The sequence below is a fragment of the Jeotgalibacillus sp. 10bf12 genome (genome assembly GCF_055597105.1).
Window position 1 is genome coordinate 1,067,864 of the sequence record NZ_CP200276.1, and the last position, 20,377, is coordinate 1,088,240.

31 protein-coding genes are annotated in these 20,377 nt (G+C 40.4%); 21 read left to right on the forward strand and 10 right to left on the reverse strand.

Annotation, left to right across the window (positions count from 1 at the left end; genetic code table 11):
• Window positions 1-15 precede the first annotated feature (15 nt).
• Genes DH10bf12_RS05325 through DH10bf12_RS05340 form a run of 4 tightly spaced genes read left to right on the forward strand, consistent with a single transcriptional unit; the run spans window position 16 to window position 1,810 of the window.
• Window positions 16-450 carry an NUDIX hydrolase gene (locus tag DH10bf12_RS05325; protein ID WP_471737483.1) on the forward strand — a complete coding sequence of 145 codons (435 nt, stop codon included), beginning with the start codon at window positions 16-18 and terminating at the stop codon, window positions 448-450.
• 54 nt (window positions 451-504) lie between these two features.
• Window positions 505-1,035 carry an AAA family ATPase gene (locus tag DH10bf12_RS05330; protein WP_471737484.1) on the forward strand — a complete coding sequence of 177 codons (531 nt, stop codon included), beginning with the start codon at window positions 505-507 and terminating at the stop codon, window positions 1,033-1,035.
• Between the two features lie 31 nt (window positions 1,036-1,066).
• Window positions 1,067-1,417, forward strand: a complete 351-nt coding sequence (locus tag DH10bf12_RS05335; protein WP_471737485.1) for a DUF2200 domain-containing protein — start codon at window positions 1,067-1,069, stop codon at window positions 1,415-1,417.
• A 27-nt stretch (window positions 1,418-1,444) separates the two neighbouring features.
• Window positions 1,445-1,810 (forward strand): hypothetical protein, encoded by a 366-nt coding sequence (locus tag DH10bf12_RS05340; protein ID WP_471737486.1) that lies wholly within the window; start codon window positions 1,445-1,447, stop codon window positions 1,808-1,810.
• A gap of 480 nt (window positions 1,811-2,290) precedes the next feature.
• On the opposite strand, the gene DH10bf12_RS05345 is transcribed toward DH10bf12_RS05340, so the two are convergent.
• Entirely contained in the window at window positions 2,291-2,497 is a 207-nt protein-coding gene (locus tag DH10bf12_RS05345; protein ID WP_471737487.1) for a hypothetical protein, read from the reverse strand.
• Between the two features lie 13 nt (window positions 2,498-2,510).
• The gene (locus tag DH10bf12_RS05350; RefSeq protein WP_471737488.1) at window positions 2,511-3,053 is read right to left on the reverse strand and encodes a ribonuclease FAU-1 family protein; all 543 of its coding nucleotides are present in this window, start codon (window positions 3,051-3,053) and stop codon (window positions 2,511-2,513) included.
• Window positions 3,054-3,242: 189 nt separating this feature from the next.
• Between DH10bf12_RS05350 and DH10bf12_RS05355 the strand changes: the two genes are divergently transcribed.
• The 13 genes from DH10bf12_RS05355 (at window position 3,243) to DH10bf12_RS05415 (ending at window position 11,736) form a co-directional block, all read left to right on the forward strand.
• Window positions 3,243-3,701, forward strand: a complete 459-nt coding sequence (locus DH10bf12_RS05355; protein ID WP_471737489.1) for a hypothetical protein — start codon at window positions 3,243-3,245, stop codon at window positions 3,699-3,701.
• Between the two features lie 2 nt (window positions 3,702-3,703).
• The gene (locus DH10bf12_RS05360; RefSeq protein ID WP_471737490.1) at window positions 3,704-3,970 is read left to right on the forward strand and encodes a hypothetical protein; all 267 of its coding nucleotides are present in this window, start codon (window positions 3,704-3,706) and stop codon (window positions 3,968-3,970) included.
• Window positions 3,971-3,982: 12 nt separating this feature from the next.
• A complete protein-coding gene (locus DH10bf12_RS05365) occupies window positions 3,983-4,483 on the forward strand; it encodes a hypothetical protein (protein WP_471737491.1) in 501 nt (166 codons plus the stop codon).
• A 21-nt stretch (window positions 4,484-4,504) separates the two neighbouring features.
• Window positions 4,505-4,828: a DUF3784 domain-containing protein gene (locus DH10bf12_RS05370; RefSeq protein ID WP_471737492.1), complete on the forward strand. Its 324-nt coding sequence runs from the start codon at window positions 4,505-4,507 to the stop codon at window positions 4,826-4,828.
• A 62-nt stretch (window positions 4,829-4,890) separates the two neighbouring features.
• Window positions 4,891-5,400: a PH domain-containing protein gene (locus tag DH10bf12_RS05375; RefSeq protein WP_471737493.1), complete on the forward strand. Its 510-nt coding sequence runs from the start codon at window positions 4,891-4,893 to the stop codon at window positions 5,398-5,400.
• Complete coding sequence (locus tag DH10bf12_RS05380; RefSeq protein WP_471737494.1) at window positions 5,397-6,827, forward strand: PH domain-containing protein; 1,431 nt, start codon at window positions 5,397-5,399, stop codon at window positions 6,825-6,827. Before DH10bf12_RS05375 ends, DH10bf12_RS05380 begins: the two co-directional genes overlap by 4 nt.
• Before the next feature lie 116 nt (window positions 6,828-6,943).
• Window positions 6,944-7,402 carry a site-2 protease family protein gene (locus DH10bf12_RS05385; protein WP_471737495.1) on the forward strand — a complete coding sequence of 153 codons (459 nt, stop codon included), beginning with the start codon at window positions 6,944-6,946 and terminating at the stop codon, window positions 7,400-7,402.
• A gap of 262 nt (window positions 7,403-7,664) precedes the next feature.
• Window positions 7,665-8,168 carry a GNAT family N-acetyltransferase gene (locus DH10bf12_RS05390; RefSeq protein WP_471737496.1) on the forward strand — a complete coding sequence of 168 codons (504 nt, stop codon included), beginning with the start codon at window positions 7,665-7,667 and terminating at the stop codon, window positions 8,166-8,168.
• Between the two features lie 297 nt (window positions 8,169-8,465).
• Entirely contained in the window at window positions 8,466-9,479 is a 1,014-nt protein-coding gene (locus DH10bf12_RS05395; protein WP_471737497.1) for a S66 family peptidase, read from the forward strand.
• Window positions 9,480-9,537: 58 nt separating this feature from the next.
• A complete protein-coding gene (locus tag DH10bf12_RS05400; protein WP_471737498.1) occupies window positions 9,538-9,999 on the forward strand; it encodes an NUDIX domain-containing protein in 462 nt (153 codons plus the stop codon).
• Between the two features lie 38 nt (window positions 10,000-10,037).
• The gene (locus tag DH10bf12_RS05405) at window positions 10,038-10,571 is read left to right on the forward strand and encodes a GNAT family N-acetyltransferase (protein WP_471737499.1); all 534 of its coding nucleotides are present in this window, start codon (window positions 10,038-10,040) and stop codon (window positions 10,569-10,571) included.
• A 22-nt stretch (window positions 10,572-10,593) separates the two neighbouring features.
• On the forward strand, window positions 10,594-10,980 hold the full coding sequence (locus tag DH10bf12_RS05410; RefSeq protein WP_471737500.1) for a nucleoside 2-deoxyribosyltransferase: 387 nt from the start codon (window positions 10,594-10,596) through the stop codon (window positions 10,978-10,980).
• A 297-nt stretch (window positions 10,981-11,277) separates the two neighbouring features.
• Complete coding sequence (locus DH10bf12_RS05415) at window positions 11,278-11,736, forward strand: NUDIX domain-containing protein (RefSeq protein ID WP_471737501.1); 459 nt, start codon at window positions 11,278-11,280, stop codon at window positions 11,734-11,736.
• Between the two features lie 175 nt (window positions 11,737-11,911).
• Here DH10bf12_RS05415 and DH10bf12_RS05420 read toward each other — a convergent pair whose 3' ends face one another.
• The 3 genes from DH10bf12_RS05420 to DH10bf12_RS05430 all read right to left on the reverse strand — a co-directional run bounded on the left by DH10bf12_RS05420 (window position 11,912) and on the right by DH10bf12_RS05430 (window position 13,948).
• Complete coding sequence (locus DH10bf12_RS05420) at window positions 11,912-12,298, reverse strand: hypothetical protein (protein ID WP_471737502.1); 387 nt, start codon at window positions 12,296-12,298, stop codon at window positions 11,912-11,914.
• A 37-nt stretch (window positions 12,299-12,335) separates the two neighbouring features.
• Entirely contained in the window at window positions 12,336-12,740 is a 405-nt protein-coding gene (locus DH10bf12_RS05425) for a hypothetical protein (protein WP_471737503.1), read from the reverse strand.
• Between the two features lie 545 nt (window positions 12,741-13,285).
• The gene (locus DH10bf12_RS05430) at window positions 13,286-13,948 is read right to left on the reverse strand and encodes a lysostaphin resistance A-like protein (protein WP_471737504.1); all 663 of its coding nucleotides are present in this window, start codon (window positions 13,946-13,948) and stop codon (window positions 13,286-13,288) included.
• Between the two features lie 86 nt (window positions 13,949-14,034).
• Here DH10bf12_RS05430 and DH10bf12_RS05435 point away from each other — a divergent pair, with 86 nt between their 5' ends.
• Window positions 14,035-14,763, forward strand: coding sequence for a MerR family transcriptional regulator (locus DH10bf12_RS05435; RefSeq protein WP_471737505.1), 729 nt, complete (start codon window positions 14,035-14,037; stop codon window positions 14,761-14,763).
• Window positions 14,764-14,825: 62 nt separating this feature from the next.
• Here the strand turns inward: DH10bf12_RS05435 and DH10bf12_RS05440 are convergent, their stop codons facing one another.
• Together DH10bf12_RS05440 and DH10bf12_RS05445 are read right to left on the reverse strand one after the other, a co-directional pair.
• Window positions 14,826-15,794, reverse strand: coding sequence for an Abi family protein (locus DH10bf12_RS05440; protein ID WP_471737506.1), 969 nt, complete (start codon window positions 15,792-15,794; stop codon window positions 14,826-14,828).
• Between the two features lie 194 nt (window positions 15,795-15,988).
• Complete coding sequence (locus DH10bf12_RS05445) at window positions 15,989-16,177, reverse strand: hypothetical protein (protein ID WP_471737507.1); 189 nt, start codon at window positions 16,175-16,177, stop codon at window positions 15,989-15,991.
• Between the two features lie 153 nt (window positions 16,178-16,330).
• On the opposite strand from DH10bf12_RS05445, the gene DH10bf12_RS05450 reads away from it, so the two are divergent.
• The 3 genes from DH10bf12_RS05450 (at window position 16,331) to DH10bf12_RS05460 (ending at window position 17,841) form a co-directional block, all read left to right on the forward strand.
• Window positions 16,331-16,591: a hypothetical protein gene (locus tag DH10bf12_RS05450; protein ID WP_471737508.1), complete on the forward strand. Its 261-nt coding sequence runs from the start codon at window positions 16,331-16,333 to the stop codon at window positions 16,589-16,591.
• A 114-nt stretch (window positions 16,592-16,705) separates the two neighbouring features.
• Window positions 16,706-17,656 carry a DUF2515 family protein gene (locus DH10bf12_RS05455; protein WP_471738194.1) on the forward strand — a complete coding sequence of 317 codons (951 nt, stop codon included), beginning with the start codon at window positions 16,706-16,708 and terminating at the stop codon, window positions 17,654-17,656.
• A 5-nt stretch (window positions 17,657-17,661) separates the two neighbouring features.
• Window positions 17,662-17,841 carry a YjzC family protein gene (locus DH10bf12_RS05460; protein WP_471737509.1) on the forward strand — a complete coding sequence of 60 codons (180 nt, stop codon included), beginning with the start codon at window positions 17,662-17,664 and terminating at the stop codon, window positions 17,839-17,841.
• A gap of 83 nt (window positions 17,842-17,924) precedes the next feature.
• Here DH10bf12_RS05460 and DH10bf12_RS05465 read toward each other — a convergent pair whose 3' ends face one another.
• The 3 genes from DH10bf12_RS05465 to DH10bf12_RS05475 form a co-directional block, all read right to left on the reverse strand.
• Window positions 17,925-18,674 (reverse strand): bacteriorhodopsin, encoded by a 750-nt coding sequence (locus DH10bf12_RS05465; RefSeq protein ID WP_471737510.1) that lies wholly within the window; start codon window positions 18,672-18,674, stop codon window positions 17,925-17,927.
• Between the two features lie 289 nt (window positions 18,675-18,963).
• A complete protein-coding gene (locus DH10bf12_RS05470; RefSeq protein WP_471737511.1) occupies window positions 18,964-19,968 on the reverse strand; it encodes an NADP-dependent oxidoreductase in 1,005 nt (334 codons plus the stop codon).
• Window positions 19,969-20,054: 86 nt separating this feature from the next.
• Complete coding sequence (locus DH10bf12_RS05475) at window positions 20,055-20,297, reverse strand: hypothetical protein (RefSeq protein ID WP_471737512.1); 243 nt, start codon at window positions 20,295-20,297, stop codon at window positions 20,055-20,057.
• Window positions 20,298-20,377 lie beyond the last annotated feature (80 nt).

Below are 20,377 nucleotides of genomic sequence, written 5' to 3' on the forward strand. Positions count from 1 at the left end.
AGGAGAAGATTAGTCATGCATCCAAGAGCAAATGCATTGGGGATTGTTATAAAAGGGGAGTCTATCCTTTTAGAGGAACAGAAAGGAAAGCACTCAAAGGGAGATGGATACTTCTATCGTCCAATTGGCGGTACGATTGAATTCGGTGAGTGGTCAGAAGAGACCCTGGTGAGAGAGTTTCGAGAGGAAATAGACGTTGAGATCATCGTTAAAAGTTATATGACTTGTATAGAAAACATTTACGAGATAGGTCAGCGCAAAGGGCATGAAATTACACAGTTGTATATGGTGGATCTGCAAAGTAAGGATTTATATCAAAAAGAAAAATTCACAGTTACTGAAGGGGATAAAATTACTTGTGCAAAGTGGATTCCATTAGAAGATGTTTACTCAGGTGAGAAGGTGATTTATCCGGATGGATTGGCAGCTACGCTTAAGCTGGAGGTATAGGCTGGTAATAGTATCATCAATTTTTGTACTTTAGTAAAAAAGCAGGTGGAAATCATGCCAAGAATATATATCATCTCAGGACCATCAGGCGTCGGGAAGTCAACAACTGCAAGAAGGTTAGCTGAGTCTTTTGAGCACAGTGCTTATATCGAAGGTGATGTCGTCAATCACATGATCGTTGGCGGATATTTGCCGCCATGGAAAAGTGAAGCATCGCTTGCGTTAGTCTGGAAAAATATCGCGGATCTGAGTATTAATTTTATTCATCATAATAAGAATGTCGTGGTTGATTATGTAGCTTTTCCTGAAGAAGTAGAACTGTTTTCGCAGAGGGTACGCGCTAAGTGCCCGCAAGTTGAGATTGCGTATGTTGTTTTGTGGGTGAGTCCTGACGAATTGCTGAAAAGGGACGCCCGGAGGATTAGAGAACATCAAATGGGTGAAAGGTGTCTGGAGTTAGTAAAGGAATTTGAAGCTGCAAAAGTGAATGAGCGCTACATATTCAATACGACAAATTTACAATTATCTGATGTAGATCAGGTTATCAAGGAAGTAAAAAGAAATCCTTTATTTCTCATTCATTAACTAAAAAAGTTGTTAGAAAGGATGGAGTAAGGTGACCAAGCACAAAATCTACACTATGAGCTTCGCAAGCGTTTATCCCCATTATATTAACAAAGTCGAAAGAAAAGGGCGCACAAAAGCAGAGGTGGATGAAATCATCCGCTGGCATACAGGATACAGTCAGGAAGAACTTGAGACATTGATTGAGAAAGAGACTGATTTCGAAACTTTCTTTGAAGAAGCACCTGAATTGAATGCTTCACGCAAATTAATTAAAGGTGTTATTTGCGGTGTAAGGGTTGAGGATATTGAAGAGCCGATTATGCAGGAGATTCGTTATTTGGACAAGATGATTGACGAGCTGGCAAAGGGGAAGAAGATGGAGAAGATTTTGCGGGCATGATGATTTGATCTTATATAGGAGGATTTGATGAAAAAGAAAGTAATAGTTATTACACTTTTGGTTATAGCTCCTGCAATTCTAATTGCTGTTTTGATTGACCGGCAAACACCAACAGAATCAGATTTTGCAGATTGGATGGAAAGTACATATGTAGTGGAATGTCAGGATGAGCGCTGTGGGGTAATTGAAGCTGAGACTGAGAGCGGTGAAACAGTTTTAATGCAGACTGCCCGCGGCACGTATTCGCCGGGTCCATTTATTCTTGATATAGACAGAGCATACATTAGCTTTGAAGATAATTCGTATCGTCTGGAAGTTCATGTGAAAGGTTTTATGAACCAAATCAATCTAGAAAAAGAAGTGCTTCGTAACATCGAAAAGAATGAACCCTAAACCTTTGCAAGGGGTGACCCATCATGAACTTAAAAACCGGTAACCGCCTGGTGCAGAAATTCTGAGAGCGGATTGTGCCAGGCTGATAAAAGAGCTACCTGAATTGCTGCATCCTTATCATTGAATAGCAAAATGAAAAAGAGCGGTGATCACGAAGAAGTATATAAAAGAATGGTTGAATGAAGAAGAAGTAAGTTTTTCGGAGTGGCATTATTAGAAAAAAACCACGAATCAAGAAGATAATAACTGCGTAAACTTCTACTCTCGAAGTTGTTTCCGTATTCTATAAATGCTCCTAATAATAGATGTAGACATGAGTAACGGCACAAGAATATAAAACCAGACAGGAGGGTCAAAACTTACAACATTGAAAACCAAAATAACAGCCAGGATCCATATGATGATATTCGCAATTAAATTATGTTTTTCAGACTTAAACATTCAGGTCACTTCCTTGTATTTTAAAACTTAATGTCACTTTTAAAACCTCCGCGCCACCATCCCAATCACCGATCCAATCATCATCAACACCCCTGCAATCACTAAAATGATACAGCCAAGCGCTAGTACGTAAGCGATTCCTTCAGTAGGGGCAATGGCTGCGACTCCACCGCTGACGATAAATATCAGAGGCAATATAGTAAGAATCAATCCTGCATACAGTAGCGTTCTAACTCCATTTTCCATAACAGACAACTCCTTATCCAAACGTTTTTTCAAGCTTCTCTTTATGATAATAGGCTAATCGAATCGGTTCGAAACGCTGTTGCTCGATCATAATCTTCAGCGTATCAGCTTCTTTCCACGCAAGATCATACATCTGCTGGTCAATCACCTTATTTTCCAATGCCTCCTCAAGCTCATCCGCATCCTTTACAATCAGCTCACCACTGGGTAAAAGAATCAGATCCAAAAACAAATCATCCATCCACGGACCATGCTCATCCTTCCCGTTAGAAAGACAAATGTCAATATACCATTGGACCACATGTCCATCCGCATCAAACATTGTGGTGACCGAATGATGAGCGTCAGCAGGAAACTGTTGCAGCCATGTATAGCCGTCGTCAACAATACAGATCTCTTTATTGCCGTATGTAAACGATGCTGGTGCGGTGACTTTCACTGCGTGCAGCAACGTCAGGTATCCTTTGAAAGTATCTGTCTCTTCAAATAAACTGGCAGATTGTCTCGTAATAATCCGCTGCCAATCCGGCCGTTTTCCGTATTTTCTTTTTAGCATAAGGGGTGGTCTCCTTTTTAAAAGTGTAAATCCATAATTTTCATTGTAAGTAAAAGCGTATCATAACCTTCATATTTATAATGAGAATTTTTAGAAAAAATCCAAAGTTTAGTAGTATCAAAATATCTGTTCAGGTACACTAAAATGGATAAGACTTTTCTAAATATGAACATAAGGAGTGTCCCCAGCATGCCGCAGGAAAACAAAATTGCCTCAATCCTGAAAATGATTGGTTATATCATATTTGGCTTAACAGTTGTGGTTGCCTTTATTCAATTTCTGATGGTGAATCCTACTTTTCTTACGCTGGTTTTAACCTTTTTCAGCGGATTTGTAACAGGCATGGTGTTTATTGCACTGGGAGAGATTATTGAGCTGCTTCAGTCGATTCATAATCGTCAGCTTGTCACGACTGGTGTGAAAGAAGTTCCGGTAGCTGAAGTACAGGAAGAGCCGAAGCAAGTAGTTGATCAACGCATCGGTGAATTTGAAAGAACTGAAATCGTGGAGTTTTTTGAAAAGAAAGGTCAAACCGTAACGGAAATTAAGCAGATGGAAAAAGTGGATTTTTACCTAGTGACTGTTGACGGTGAAAAGCTTGTTGTTGAACTGGGTGGATTCCAGCCGATTGTTCGTAAAAGGTATTAATCATGATCTTATATAATTTATTCTTACTATTTACAATAACCGCTGCAGGGCAGTTGATTGCAGATCCTTTACTGAGTAAGCTGATCAAAAACGAAGACCTTACTGACCTCATTGCCTTTCCATTATCAGGACTCATCGCCTATTCGCTGAGCTTTGTACACAATAGAGATACGGCATTGCTTCTCGAAATCCTTTCACTGGCTAATGTCGCAGTATTTATCACAACAGGTATCAAACTGATCATTCGCAAAAGAAAGTTACGTAAATAAAGGAGTCTGTACATGTACACAATTGATGGATACATCAGCTCAATAAAAATGAATTTTGATAAACAGAATGACCAGGTATCAGAGAGTCTTTATGTGTTATTTAAACGAACTTTTACTGATGAAATTGAGCTGCTGGACTTTACGGTGTTTATTGAGCCCACCCGATTTGAGTGCAGCGTGAGCGTTTTTGCTATGGACAGGAATGCGAACGAGGTATTAAGCGATTCAACTGGCACCGGTCATTTTTATGGGAGTCAGGAGATTGCAGCAGAGATAGAATATTTTAAGCTTCCGGACAACAAGCGTACTAAATTTGAACAATTTTATATGGAGAATGAGGAAGAGCTTATGTCACTGGAGCTAAAAGTACTGACAGACTGGTTCCAGGAGAACTGGGAGAAAGCCGGTGGCAGGTCGCTGGCACTTCCTTCGTATCTGATATTACACGATGGTTATTCATCATATGACCTGAAGCAGAATCGCTGGGTCGGTGATGGGGAAAAGTGGGGGTAAAGAAGTTAGGAGGTGCTCCTTATGGCTGAAGTGATTGTAAATCTGGTGCTGATGATTCCGTTTCTGATTATGGGTTTCGTGTTTTCAAAGGGAAAAGGCGCATCGCTGATTGCGGGATACAATACCATGTCAGAAAGTAAAAAAGCACAATATGATGAAACCGCACTTTGTAAGTTCATGGGCAAGGTGATGTACGGGGTAAGTTTTTGTCTATTGCTATTTAGTTTGAACGCAGCGCTCAACATGGAGGTCATTTTCTGGACAGGGATGATCCTGCTGTTTGCACTGATTCTTTTTACTGTTGTGTATATGAATACGGGAGATCGGTTTAAGAAGGGACTATGATTTTAGAGGAAATGAAACTTTTCCTGTTTCTTACACGTAATTCCAGTTAGAGGTGAAGAAAAATGTATTTAAACATTCCAGAACCGTCCCGGCCGATCTCTGCTAAAATCATCAGCATTTGGCGCTGGACGAACACAATTGGTCACGCAGTTACCCTGATTATTCTTGGCGCATTGCTTTATTTTGATGCAGCCTACAACTGGGTTAGCTGGATTGATAATGTACTTTACATACTAATCGGACTAATGGTCATATCATCTGTATTTTCAATCTTGATTGAACCATCTTTCGTACAAAAATCCTGGCGCTATGAGATTAACGAGGAGTTTGTTCAGTTAAAGCACGGGCGTTTTAATCAGCAGCACACATTGATTCCCATGACAAAAGTGGAATACGTGACGACTGACCAGGGTCCATTTTTAAGAAAACATAACTTATATAATCTGAAAATCGGAACGACCACATCAAGTCATAACATTCCGGCGCTTCCTAAAGAAGAAGCGATTCAGCTCAGATCGCAAATTGCCATGTTTGCAAAGGTCAAGGATATCGAAGGGGAAGAAGCAGAATGAATGATCAGCCAAAACGTTATCATCCTTCCTGGCTCGTATTCGAATACGTTTCATTTATCAAAAATGCATTCTTCTTTGTCCTGTTCTTATTTGTCCTGCGCGGGGATGTCATGACCGGCTGGATTCTATGGGCAAAAATCATTTTTCTCCTGATTGCCGGCTGGACCATTATTCATATTTTGCTGAAATGGCTATTTCATACATATCAGATCAATGAACGTTCAATTACGTTAAGAGAAGGCGTATTTGTGAAGAACCACCGGGTAGTGCCGTTTGAACGGATTCAAAATCATCAGACAAACACGAACTTTCTTCACAGACTATTTAAGATGACGTCTTTAAGCCTTGAAACGGGAACCAGTGATTCAGAATCATCGATCAAATTCTCGGTGATCACGCATCATGAAGCCAGAATGATCCTGAAAATGATAGAAGAAAAGGATTCTGGTAAGGATGCAGAAAATGAAGTGTTAGAAGAAAAGCCTAAGCGTAAGGTCTATTTCCGTTCAACCAAAAAGGATACGATCAAAGCTGCGCTGACGTCATTCAGCTTTCTTGCGATTTTTCCGCTATTATCAGCAGCATATTTTCAGGTGAATGATTTTTTTGACCTGGAATCCACGACTCAAAGTGCATTTGAATACTTACAAACACATATCGGTCTGCTGATCATGTTGTTTGTCGTTGCGATGATTCTGTCAGTGGTGATCGGTTACATTCAAACAGTCGTGAAATACGGGAATTATGTAATTTCTGCTGATAGTGACAGGATCTATATTCAAAAAGGTGTATTTCATACATCCACTTTTTCGATTCAGAAAGATAAGGTACAAGCGATCAAAATTGAGCAGCCATTGATCAAACGGCTGCTGAATATGGTTGAAATCAAGTTGATCAGTGCCGGGGGTTTAGGAGAGGAAAAGCTTGAAACAAATGCGCTCTATCCTTTTATGGCAAAGCATGCAGCTTATGAACTCGTGAATACACTTCTGCCTGCTTACCATATTGAAGAAGAGATGAAGCGGCTGCCGCGGAAAGTACTTGTTCTTAAGCTGCTTACACCATACTATGGCACGCTGATCGTCGGGGCAGGACTGTTCTTCTTTCAGCGCGAATGGCTGTGGGTAACAGGTGTCGTCTTTGTAATCTCGATTCTATCCCGCATACTGGATTACTTTTTTACTAGCTACCTGCGCCACGGCGAATTCATCCAGACGAGAAAAGGCGGTTTTTCAAACGAGACGTTGCTGACCAAGAGAGCGCGGATCGAGGAAATAGAGGTTCGGCATTCCTGGATTCAGCGGAAGTTTAACGTTGCTTCTCTAAGTTTTTCAAATCGCGCAAAGCCGGTGTTTATAAGTGAACTGACGTATTTGCCAAAAGAGGATGTAGCTGCTTTTTATGTGTGGTATGGGGAGCGGAAATAATATGATTACCCCGCCTGATGCGTATTTGTTTGGCGGGGCTTTGTTTATCAAAGCAATTAATTACACCTTATAAGACGAGCCGTTTTTTGCATGATAGTAGGGTGTGGAGGGTTTAAATGATTGAATTGATCATCGGATATGCAGTGGCACTTTTCATTTTTCAGCCCATCAACGTTCTGATTCATGAAATCGGTCACGCTTCTTTTGCCAAAATGTTTGGCGGGAAAATCGAAAAGGTTGAAATAGGGATTGGAGACCCTTTCTTCTCTATTGGTAAATACGTTCAGGTGAATAAAGTGTTTTTTATGATGGGAGCGCTCCATTATGACAATAACCTTGACCAGAAGCGTCATAAAGTGAGGTTGTCATTGGTGGCTTTAGGTGGTGTTTTATTTAACTTGCTAACTGTCGTGCTGTTCATTTCCTATAAGGCCTATACCGGACATCAGCACTTTCTGGACGGATACTTTTTTGGTTTTACGGCTGTATTAATCATTTCGGCACTGATTCCTGTTACGTACTCAACTGGATATGACAGCGACGGGAAATGGCTGTTGGATATATGGAAGAGGTGAACGATAGTAATCGCTCTATATTCTAATAAAAAATAATCTACTTTGTTGATGTCCAAGTAAACAAGGTAGTTACTATTTACTAAACACTCTATTAATACTCAAACGTACTTCATGTGGACCTCGGCTGCATTGACAGTGTGTAGATCTTATCTGGTCTTTTTTATTATATTTTCATTTTATAAAGGTTATCAGTATTTTTTACATTTCTCTGTAAATCGTGCTTAGTTGAACTTAGCTAAAAATGAAATAGGAGTTGGTCCATTTGTTAATTAGAGAAATAGAAACAAAAGATGCTGAAAACTTCAGACAGCTGATCCAACAGGTAGAGAGCAAGTCGGAATTTATGATGATGGAGCCTGGTGAACGCAAAACAGCGCCTGAACAGCAATTGAGACAGATTGAACAGATTAAAAAGCAATCGAACTCCACTGTGCTTGTGGCTGAAGATCAGGATCAGCTTGCCGGTTATATGTTCGCAATTGGCGGGAGTGCGAAGCGGAACAGGCATGCTGCATATCTTGTGATTGGTATACTGCCGGAATATCGTGGTAAAGGCGTCGGCACTCAGTTATTTCAGCAGATGGAGGAATGGACGGCTGCAAATGGGATTTCAAGACTTGAATTAACGGTTGTTACAGAGAATGAAGCAGGTCTCGCGCTTTATAAAAAGCAGGGGTTCGAGGTTGAAGGAACGAAGAGGCAGTCGCTGAAGATTAACGGAAGAATGGTTGATGAGTATTATATGTCGAAGCTGCTATTTACATAAGGAGTATTTTTCGATGGAAAAGCGGTAAAACGGCCGTGATGGAATGACGTGCAAAGTTGATGGGATTAACTAGCTGGATGAAGGGATTCGTTATCAGAATGAATGAAATAAGCACTGTCATACTGCTAGTGAAGGGATTATTTTCGATTTTGAGCGAATCATTTCAGGATTGAAGGAATCATCACACAACCTGAAGGAATAACGCTCAAATTGAAGGGATTCCGCCTGAACGCCAAATCATGCCCGGTCCCCCATCACAACACAATCACTACATTTTAATAAAGGAGGTATGCCAACATGATCCAATACCCAACACTACATAAACCCGCAACAATCGGCGTCACAGCTCTATCATCAGGTGTGCCGGAAGCGCTGCACCCTCTTTTGAAACGAGCAGACAAGCAGCTGCAGAAAAGAGGCTACCAGCTAATTTTCGGTGGAACAGCCTGGACACAGCATAAGGCAAAATCAGCCCCTGCAGATGTCCGCGCCAAAGACTTTCACGCAATCATTCAAAATGAGGACGTAGACCTTGTCATCCCGCCGTGGGGTGGTGAGCTGCTACTTGAGGCGATGGAGTATCTCGACTTTGATTTGATACCACCTAAATGGATACTCGGCTACTCAGATACGAGTGTACTACTGCTCGCGATCACACTCACTAAGGGAATCGCGACTGCTCATGGAACCAATCTGGTTGATCTGAGAGGCGAATCGATGGACGCGACGACAGCAATGTGGGAAAGCGTCCTGCTTACAAAAGAGGGTGAGTCTGTTACACAATATTCATCATCCCTTTATCAAAAAGAATGGGATTTTGAAAATCCAACACCGCATATTTTTGATCTGACAGAACAGACCGAATGGAAAACAGTGTCCGGGAATCCCGAGACATTAAAAGGGCGTCTGCTTGGCGGTTGTGTGGATGTCATCAGGCACTTGATTGGCACGCCTTTTGGCAATGTAGCTGCTTTTCGCAAAACATTTATTCAGGACGAGCCGATTCTCTGGTTCTTTGAAAACTGTGAGCTGTCAGCGACTGACCTGAGACGATCACTTGTGCAGATGAAGCTTGCCGGGTGGTTTGAACATTGCTCAGGAATCCTGTTTGGCAGAAGCGACGCGAATCATGAGGTTGATGGATACACTGTAGCCGATTTATATCAGGATCTTGCAGAAGAACTGCAGATTCCAATTGTTTATGACGTTGACTGCGGTCACGTTCCGCCTCAGGTTACATTTATAAATGGGGCCTATGCTGAGGTTGAAGTGGAGAATGGTAAAGGGAAGGTTGTGCAGTATTTCAGGTGACATAGAGGAAATAAATGGGCTGCAGGAGCCAAATGAAAATCGGTTTGAGGTGAGTCATATGAATGTTAAGTTTTGGACAGTCTGTATGGTGCGGAGTGGAGATGATGTATTGTTACTTGATCGACAGCATGATGATCACAAAGGTTTCATCCCTCCCGGTGGTAAGGTAGAGTTTCTTGAAAGCTTTACAGCATCCGCAATCAGAGAGGTAAAAGAGGAAACCGGGTTAGAAGTGAGCGATCTCATTTATAAAGGCCTTTATGAATATGTGAACCCGGAGAAAAATGACCGGTATATGATTTTTAACTATATCTCCAGCACTTATACGGGGGAATTATTGGAGAACGCACCTGAAGGTAAGCCGGTCTGGGTTTCGATTGAAGAAGCTGCTCAGCTTCCTATGATGGATTCCATTAAAAGAAGGTTTCCATTGTTTTTTGAAGAAGGTACTTTTGAAATTCAGGTGGAGTGGGACAATGAAAAGGATCAGGAAGGGAAAGTGACGGTGAGGAGAACATAAACCGTTTCTGAAAAATCATCCAAAGCAGAGGTGTGACAATGTTTTCGACTGACAGGATTACATTACGCAAAGTAACTGAAGAAGATACAGAGATCTATCACAGCTGGCGGAACAATACCGAGGTCATGAAGAGTACAAGCCCGACCTTGGACCAGTATACAAAAGCGGATACAGCTTCTTTCATCCAGATGATTTCAGGAGCAACTGATGCGAAGAGTTATATGATTGAACTGAACGAGACAGCCCAGCCTATCGGTATTATTTCACTTATTCATATCGATTACAAAAACAGAAATGCAGAGTGTGTGATTGACCTTGGAGAAGCAGATCAGTGGGGAAAAGGGTTTGGGAAAGAGGCGATGCAATTGCTTCTGTCGTACGCTTTTGAAGAATTGAATCTGCATAAGGTGTATTTGCGTGTTTTTTCATTCAACGAGCGTGCAGTACGGCTATATGAAAAGCTTGGTTTTGAAAAAGAAGGGGAGCAGAAGGATCAGCTGTTCCGAAATGCTGAATGGCATAGTGTAGTCCTAATGGCCATTTTTCAAAAAGTATATCTCGAACAAAGATAATCAATCATCACGGGGGTAAACGATGAAATTCTACATAGCTTCAGGATTTATTAATAAAGAAAAAGTCCAATATGTTGGCCAGCGCCTGATTGAGCAGGGCTATCAACTGACTTATGACTGGACGGTCAATGAGAGAGCTTCAACGATTGAAGAACTGCAGTCGATTGGTCAAAAAGAAAAAGACGCGGTCATTGATGCAGACTTTCTTATCGTACTGCTCCCTGGGGGCAAAGGAACTCACATTGAAATGGGGATTGCGCTTGGTTACGGTAAGCAGGTATTTCTTTATTCACCTGATGAAGCGGTGAACAATCCTGAGACGACGAGTACGTTTTATCATCTGCCGGAGGTGAGGAAGTGCTCTGGGACGCTGGATGATTTGGTTAGAATGATCATTCAAACTAGTTAAGTTTACTAAAGCAGTCTACCATTATCTTGTCAGAAGGCCCTTCGATTGAACAGATTCTAATACATCCGAATCGAATTCAGTAGAGGCTTTATGCCCGCTGTTCAAAGCCCTGATGAGCAAATATCTTATGGCAAATGAAGAGGAGTATTTGTCATGAAATATCAGGTTGCTTCTGTGGTGTAAAGTTCATCACTTATTTGCTCCAAAAGGGCTATAGCCTAAAAAATCTTGTGTATTAAATGACAAAAGAAATCAGTATTTTTTATAAACATGCATACTGATATAAACGGAGGGCACATGAACTACATTAACTGGATCAGAAAAAAAGTCGGTCGTGAACGGATTTTTCTAAACTTTGCAGGTGCCTGCGTGACAAATGAGGATGGACAAATCCTGTTGCAGAGAAGAAGTGACAAAAATATGTGGGGATTTCCAGGTGGTGCGATGGAGCTGGGTGAATCTGCAGAGGAAGCAGCGGCTAGGGAGGTATTTGAAGAAACTGGACTTCATATTAAAACAGACTACCTGATTGGATTATATACAAAATACTTTGATGAGTACCCTAATGGGGACCAGGTGCAGTCCATTTTGTTTTTCTTTAAAGCGCATGCTAGTAGTGGTGATTTGAAAGCAGAGAACAAGGAGACACTTGAATTACGTTATTTTGATCCGGAACATATACCTCCGCTAGTAAACATACAGCATGAAGATTGTCTGCAGGATTACCTGTTAAATAGAAGGGGGATATACAGATGAAAATGAATGTTCACTGCGGGGAAAGTTTTAGTAAGTTTCTGATTTGAATCAGGCCCCATCAGTTTTAATACTAACTATCAGCCATACATGAGATTCTAGTGTGTTGATCGATTTATCCAATACGCAGCTTCAGTTTACTCAGCATTTTTGGCGTATCAATTAATCACATTCACTTTTAATTTTCTTCCTGAAACTCCCGCCATTCTTCAGTGTAATCAGGATTAGTAATTTCTATCTCTTCTGATACAATCTCCATCCGATTTAAATCATATATGATTATATAATGGCCTAATGGGGATTTATCTTTTGCCAAGCCTCTATTATATTCAACGATCCCTTCTGAACTAATCTTAGAAGCGATTACCGTTTTGTAATCTTCATCAACAAAAGCATCAAGAGCAGGGTTGAAATGGCTTAAATGATTTGTCACTTTATCCATTACTTCTTGTCTTTTTTCTTCCAAATGACTTGCACGTTCCGTTCTTTCGGTATCATAGAACATATATCCGATTCCTATCAAAACGATGAAAGCAACACTTACTCTAAAAAGCTTTCTTTTCAAACTTAAGCCCCCTATAGTTAAAATAAATAGAACCCAGTCATTCACCCGTCATCAGAATCATTTTCAACTCTTCCGTCTGATCTGTATTCAAATGATAATAGTCTACCTCATCAGTTAAAACAGCCCCTCCATCAGGCATAAACCATACAAAACGCTTAATATCCTCAGCCTCTTCATCTTCCGGATAACTTAAATAAAAATATGCATCTGCAACTCCGGAATCTGATGGCTGGGTGACGACCTCTTCATGAGAAATAATGTTTTTGACTGTTTCAATGGACTTGCTGTCTGTGATCTCATGCTCTATATCCAGTAAAGTCTCTCCATCTTCCTCAAAAGGAATCCCTGTCCAAAGTACTTCATCCTGTTCTTCTTCATAAAGAAGGATGATTGAAATCACCAATAAAGCTAGCGGGGCCAGTAGTTTTACATTTTTCCACATACTTAACCTCCTTTTCAGCATAAAAGGTGTGACTCACCAGGAACCTTTTTTCTTATACTGATCAATTCGATAAGCAAACAAGATCTCAGAAAGGATCACCGCAACAATTAAAGCAGTGAGAAAAGGACGGGCAGCGTCAAACAGATCGAAAAGGAACGCAGTGAATATAAAAATCAAAACCCCGATGAGCAATGAACGCCTGAAAATCTTCAGCAATTAATCTCTCCATCCTTTCCATATCCTAAGCTGGTTACCACAACGGTTCATCCTTGTCAGTCAACTTAATCATAAAAGGTAAAAACAGAATAAACAGCACGCTCCAGAATTCTATTGTCATCATCCTCTGTGACTCAGAAGAAATATATTGCCTCTTTCCACAAGCAGGGCAGTTCCGTCCATCTTTTGAAAACCCAAGCTTCCATATATCACTTATTTTCCATTTAGTGTAACAGTTTGTGCATCTCGGCATCAACGTCACTCCCTTTACTATCTTTACGAAAAAGTTAGAGAGAGGTTTCGGGTAATTGGAAAATAACTGCACGTACTCACCTGAATAAATAGGTAATCACCACTGCTAATCCGTTAAACGAAGCATGAACAATTATGCTGCTCAGAATTGTACCGGTTTTTTCATACACCCAGGCAGTGATCAATCCCGCTACAAAATTTATCGGAAGTGTATTGTATGTAGGGATATGTACTACCGTAAAAATAGCAGAACTGATTAGCATAGATGGAAGTATGGAAGTGCGCTGTCGCAGCCACGTGTAGATCAGGCCCCGGTAAAAAAGCTCTTCATACAAAGGAGATATAATGGCTGCTGAAGTAAAAGCCAGCAGGAACATGATCAAAGTCTGGTTTTCAAGACTTTCGGTTTTTGCATTACCTGAACCACCAGCTAAAGTTTCCAGGATGATAACGAAAAATATCCCAATGGTGATCTGGATGACTGACCATATAACAACAGTCTTAACATGACTTAGCTGTAACCTTTTAACGCCTAATGCACGAAGCGTTCCTTTTTCTTTGAATAAGATTAAGTAAAGAGTTAAGAAGGTAATCGACACAGCGAGTACCAGTCCGTGTAGTAATGAATCCTTGATTGATCGTGCCAGTAAATTCGAGATGAAGTGATCGAATATCAAAGGTACGACTAGCAGCGCAAAAACAATTGCAATGATAAAAGTAGAATTTGACCATTTCTTCATGGTAATAACCTCCAAATGACTTGTTTCATGTAGTATAGGTGGTAACGTTACGTCACCTGCAAGAAAAACATTGGAGGAATTTAATCATGTGGACTACAGGACAGATTGCAAAGATGTTCGATATCTCAGTCAGAACGCTGAGGTACTACGATGAAATTGATTTAGTAAAACCATTAGAAATTGAAGAAGGTGGCCGCCGGATTTATGGTGAAAATTCTTTGGTGATGCTAGAAAAAGTATTGCTGCTTAAGAAAATGGATCTTCCGCTTGATGAAGTCAGGAGAATTGTTGCTGAAGAATCAATTGAAGCGATATTAGAAAGGCATCTGGATAGTCTTAACGAGCAGCTTTTACATATAAAAGAATCTATTGCACAGACAGTTTCTTTAAAAAATGAGATCCGTATCACCGGAAAGCCAGATTGGGATCAAATATTTTCACTGGTGAAACGTGGACAGGAGCAAGCTGCCTGGAGTGATCACTTTTCAGAAGAAGAAGCGGAAGATCTGCAGGAAGCACTGCCAAAATTAAACGAAGATGCTGAAGCAACAAATAAATGGATCAGAATCATAAAAAGAATTGAGTATTGTGTTAAGAGAGGAGATTTGCCGGTATCCGAAGAAGGGCAGATCATCGCAGAAGATGTAAGGTTGTTAGCTGACGAAATGTTTGGTGGTGATAAAGAGTTAGAAGAAAAATTTTGGGGTGTCAGAAAATCAGAAAGTGCATCTGCCTCGCTACATTTTTATCCGATTAGAGAAGAAGTATTGGAGTTTTTAGAAGAGGCGATGAGTTGTCATCAAGGTGATATTTAACAAGGAGTTAGTTAAATTGTTCTCATACAAATAACTAACTCCAATATATACCTTTGAACATTTTAAGAATCAAAGTAAGTTGTCCAGTTTTCCATGAATCCCATCTCATTTTGAATGGAAGAAAAATCTACTGATATAAAATATGGTCGATGCGAGGCAAACAACTGTTCAATTTTATTTACTAGTAAATTGTGTTCTTCACGTGTAAGAACTAATTTCAAAAAAGATACAACCGTAAATAGGTTACCTTTATCTAAAAGGTGATGAGGGATGTTTAACATACCCGCAATTTGACCACTCCGGGCAGGCTTTCTCAATTTAAAATTGTAAAGTCGTTCTTCATGAGCGCAAACATTTCTGAAAAAGGTGAAAGTCTTTAAGATATTTTCAAGTACGTCTGGAGTAAAGTGAATAGCGCTATTGTGCTCTCTATAAAAAGATGACGAAAAGTCTTTAGCGATTACATTTTTAAGAGAATCGTTTAGACAGGCATAAAAATACTGCATATTCCCAAAAGAAAGGTAATGAACAAGTACCCAAAGTGGGACACCGGAATGCTTATCCAAATAATGACCAATTGGATTATTAGAATCTTTCCCTTTTTTCGATATGGTATTTGAAATTGTAGATATCAGATTTAATACGTCCTTTAACTTTCTCGGGTCTCTAGTGTAATTACTATGAATCAAGTAAGCATGTGCTTCAGAATATTCCTCAGTAAAACGATATGAAACTTTGGACTTGATATTGCTTTCAAATTTAAGTAGCTGTTCTAAAATTACATTCCTTAAACTTCTATCCAGGCTATAAAGCTGATATATTTCTTCAAATGTAGCTCCTTCTTTATACTTTTCAGGAGAAACATTTTGGTTTTTACTATCTTTTTTTAAGAAAAAGTCTTTGTACCCGTTGATGACTCCGTAGTAATTTTCAACTTCTAAAATGTATTGTGCTTTTAAAGGGTCTTTAATTTCCAACCCTCTAGATACAAGGATGCTTAATTGTTCTTGGTGCGTTTTAAACGGTTTCATGTTTATCAACTCCAAAAAAAATAGCCCACCCCTCGTAAGGGAATGAGCCTGATCACTTAAGATCATTTTATTATATGCGTGATTATCTGTCAATATACTGGCATTAGGATTGGTAGTTTAAATCATGAGTGTCATCACTGAATAAAGCTTTTATAAGAAAAAGAAGCCAGGCCTGTTAGCCTGACTTCTTTTTCTTATCTTTCGCTATGCTTTTTGTCCTTATTAACCCCGCACCCGCAACCGGAATCAGTCTCACCATGGATACCCAGTTCCTGAGCAAATTCCTCAGTTCTGTTTCTTTCATGATCAACCTTCATTCCTTTTGGCGTCTGAGGAAGAGATCTTTTGTTCTTTGATGGCGTTTGATGATTCGAACGACTCAACAGAAAAACCTCCTTTTAGATAAGGTACCTTACTAATATGGACAGCCTCCCTGATTTTATTTATTAAATGTTCATCCAAATTTTTCAGCCTGACGCATAAAAATGATCACTGACAGCCATCGTAAGAATTAGAAAACAGTGGAGGTATCAGAAATGGATCAGCAGACAGATATGAGCTGGAAAGAAGATCAGGTCATCATCCAGCTTCACAATTCAGTTGAAAATGCAGAAGAAGCAGTGAGGCAGGCGCGAACAAACCCTGAAGAAGAAAGAATTAAGGAAGCATTTGAAAAAATTGAAACGGCTGAACGCAGCTGCACAAATGCGATTCAATCGAGAGGAAACAGTAAGCCGATTCTGGAACTGCAAGAGACTTTAGCACAAAGCAGAGAGAAGCTAAATCAGCTCCACTAATGATTGCTAGTAGAAAGAAGGTTTTGTACCTATGTATTCTGACAAAATAACTGCTCATCCTCTCACCCCTGAAGAGGAAACGATCGTTACAGACATTAAAAAAAAGTCGCTTTACTGAACCTCAATAATGTCACCAGAACAGTCGCATATTTTCGCTTTTACTGTAAGCATCCGGAGGTTCACTGGGCACTTCTTGCACATCTGGTGTCCAGAAATGGCGGCTGGAATATGACTGATCTGAAGGGAAGTCTCCTTGAACATGTTTTCACTGAACGTTCGAGGACAGATTTTTTTACCTTTTTAGAAAAAGCCAATGCTTTCATTTTTCATGATGCCTACCCGCAGTTACTTTTGTATGAGAAAAGCAAGGAAGCCAAAAAGGATTATATGCATCTGCTTTCTCAATTTGACGTCTCAGCTATTATGGGACCTGTGTGGCGAAAATTTCTGCAGCAGCAAAATTCAAAGTTGCTGACGACCGCACTGATTATCAACGAACAACATTATATCGAATTGCGGCTGATATCGAATGTTTACTACCGCGTGCATGTATATGAATCATTCACGTTTAAATATCAGGAATTTTTCCATCTGAACCATGTGATTTTTCCTTATGAGATGGAAAAGCAGGTGAGAGTAATCGGTCTGAATGTCAGTCATTTTGCGCCGCTTGAACAAAGAATTGAGCTTGGGAAGAAATTGTATGGCATGCTGTATCACTCTCCATATCAATTGAAAACCATACTTCGTTTTGCGCAGAACAAGCCGCATACAGGATCAAGATCGGACTACTGGCCGCAAGTATTTTCTTCCCGGCGTGGAAAAGGTATTTTTAGTCCGGAGTTAAAAGAGGCATGGGAAAATCAAGAGCATGTTTTTACGAATGGAGATTGGTATCAACCCGGTGATGCACTGCCATATTTTAAGGAAGTTGCCGTACCTGAAAAGCTTGATATCACCAGACAATATGCCAGCACGCTTGCGATCGTTCGGGCAGGTGCAGGTTTGTTATCTCTAAAAGATAAATTGATTAAAGCGGGTCATCATAACGGGAAAAAGGAGTGAAAATTGTGGGGCAAAACCATCAGTTTAAGCCTGGACAAAAAGCGCCGAATAATGGCTATTATGTTGAGATTGGAGAAACAGGAAGTCAGGTGAATGATCCAGCTCAGATCAAACTTGAGGCTGGGGATGAATTCCCTGATACCAAAAATCACAATCGGGTTTGGATGCCGAAGCGCAAGCCGTAATAGAAGTGTTCAATAATAAACTTAGTAAACCAGACATCTCCACGAAAGAGAGCACCCCTCAGGATGCTCTTTTTGTGATTTATTTATGAAAGCTGAGATTTTTTTACAGTGGACATCGTCTTAACTGCAAAGAAGGCTACCAGACCAAACCCTACTTTATTGATTAAGTCAGCAAAGTTATAGATCAGTTCACGTACAAGCTGTACCTCTACTCCTGAAGCAAAAAGCGTAACGGCATAGCCAATTGGATAAATGGCCCAACCAATTAATATAAAAAGGCGCATTTGTAAAAGAGCTTTTCGAATCGGAGCGGGCTTGTCCATTGCTGCTTTTGTCACGTTTGTGAACAGCAGATAAATGATATAAAGCCATGCAATACATCCAATGACATAACTCCAGAGGCCAAGCTGTGTAAAGCCGCCCGCAATATTGATTGATGATTCTCCGATGTAACCAGCAATAATCATGATGATGTCAGCGATAATTAATGAGATAAGGAGTGTCCGGCTTGCTTTTCCCTTAAGTCCGAGTAATAACGGAAATTTCACGAGTAGCAGGGGCGTGGTGACAAGCCAGTCGATATAACGTATTTCTGTTGGAAAACCAGTGATTTCTGATAACAAACCTGACGTTCCGACTGCATCCTTCATAAAGTAATAATGGATAGCTGCAACGAATGTGACGAGCGCTGCCACGGTTGCAGTGGATCGGTATTCAGGTGCCAAACTATTCCGCTCCACAAGAAAATATAACGTCCCAGCAGCCATTCCAACGAACCCAACCCAGAACATATATTGTGTAGCCAAAACCAATAGATTGACATCGGTTTCCATCTTCTTTTTTCCTCCTTTTATTAGGTGTTATTACACCTCTATTTTATACCCGACAAAGGACTTATACATTATCTGAATACTCTGAAATAAGTGTCTGAATGTGCTCTAGTAAGCGGAATGTACTTATCGTTTCTCAGCATCAGAATCGCATATAAAAAATGGACTTTCATCTGCGGAAAAATGATAATGATTGTATTTTTAGTGGTTTTCTCGTTAACATCATGCAGCTTAATTCATTTTAAAAATAAGAACGCCCTATCCGCATTCAAAGCAGACAGGGCGTTGACGATTATTTTATCTCACTAACTTTTACAACTGCCTTACCAAGATTCTTCCCTTCAAACAAATCAAGAAAAGCATCAATTGTATGATCAAAGCCTTCAGTTACAGTCTCCTCATACTTCAGCTTTCCTTCACCAAGCCAGCCTGCAAGTGCTTCTGCGCCTTCTTTGAAGCGTGAAGAATAGTTGCCGACTGTGAAGCCCTGCATCAGTGAGCTGGTCTTGATCAGGTAGCCCTGAACACGAGGTCCCATATCACGTTCAGCTTTGTTGTAGCCTGAGATCGCACCGCAGACAGGAATTCGGGCAAAGTTGTTCAGCAGTGGCAGTACCGCATCGCCGATTTCTCCGCCGACGTTTTCAAAGTATACGTCAATACCATCAGGACAGTTTTCTTTCAGTGCCTTATAAACATTTTCCGTCTTATAGTTAATGGTAGCATCAAAGCCAAGCTCATCTTTCAGGTAGCTGATTTTTTCATCAGATCCCGCAATTCCGACTACACGTGCGCCTTTAATTTTAGCGATTTGTCCCACAACAGAACCAACCGCACCGGCAGCTCCAGATACAACAACCGTTTCGCCTTCTTTCGGCTTACCGATATCAAGGAGTCCGAAGTATGCAGTCATGCCGGTCATGCCGAGTACGCTCAAGTAAGCTGATGCAGGAGCCTGGTTGTGATCAACTTTACGGATTTCGTTTTCTTTTACAACAGAATACTCCTGCCAGCCAAGTGAGCCGATCACAACGTCGCCTTTTGAAAAGCGATCTGATTTGGATTCCTCAACCTGGCCAATCACAGCACTTGAAAGTACTTCATCTAACTTAAATGGTGCAATATAAGATTTTCCTTCATTCATTCTGCCGCGAAGGTACGGGTCAACTGAAATGTAGACTGTGCGGATCAGGACTTCACCCTGTTCAGGTGAACCAATCGGCGCTTCTACAAACTTGAAATCGTCATGTGTCGGTGTACCTTTCGGGCGGTTAACTAACTGAATTGTCTTTTGCATCGTCTAATCCCTCCAATAAATGTCTATGTACAATACCCATATTTTAACGTGGATGAACATTTGATGATAATGATTTGCTTGTAAAGTCAGGTCTGATTCTCTTTCTTCGCTTTCATGTCAGCTTCAATTGCCTCTTCAAGTTTGTCAGAGCTGATGAGCCAGCAAATCGATATTGTAACTGAATAGATGGCAATGTTTGAAAGAGCTGTGTCGCCTGACTCCAGGATAGAACGACCGTTGAAATACGGCATGACAAAGGCGAATATAGTAAAATAGAGAATCGGATTGATAATGAAAAATAACGCAAAGATTAATTTTTTTGGGTTCATATGATCCCTCCATTCCATTATGTACGGATTGATTAAACGCAAAGTTACACTATTAGACAAATTTATCAATCTTTCAGCAA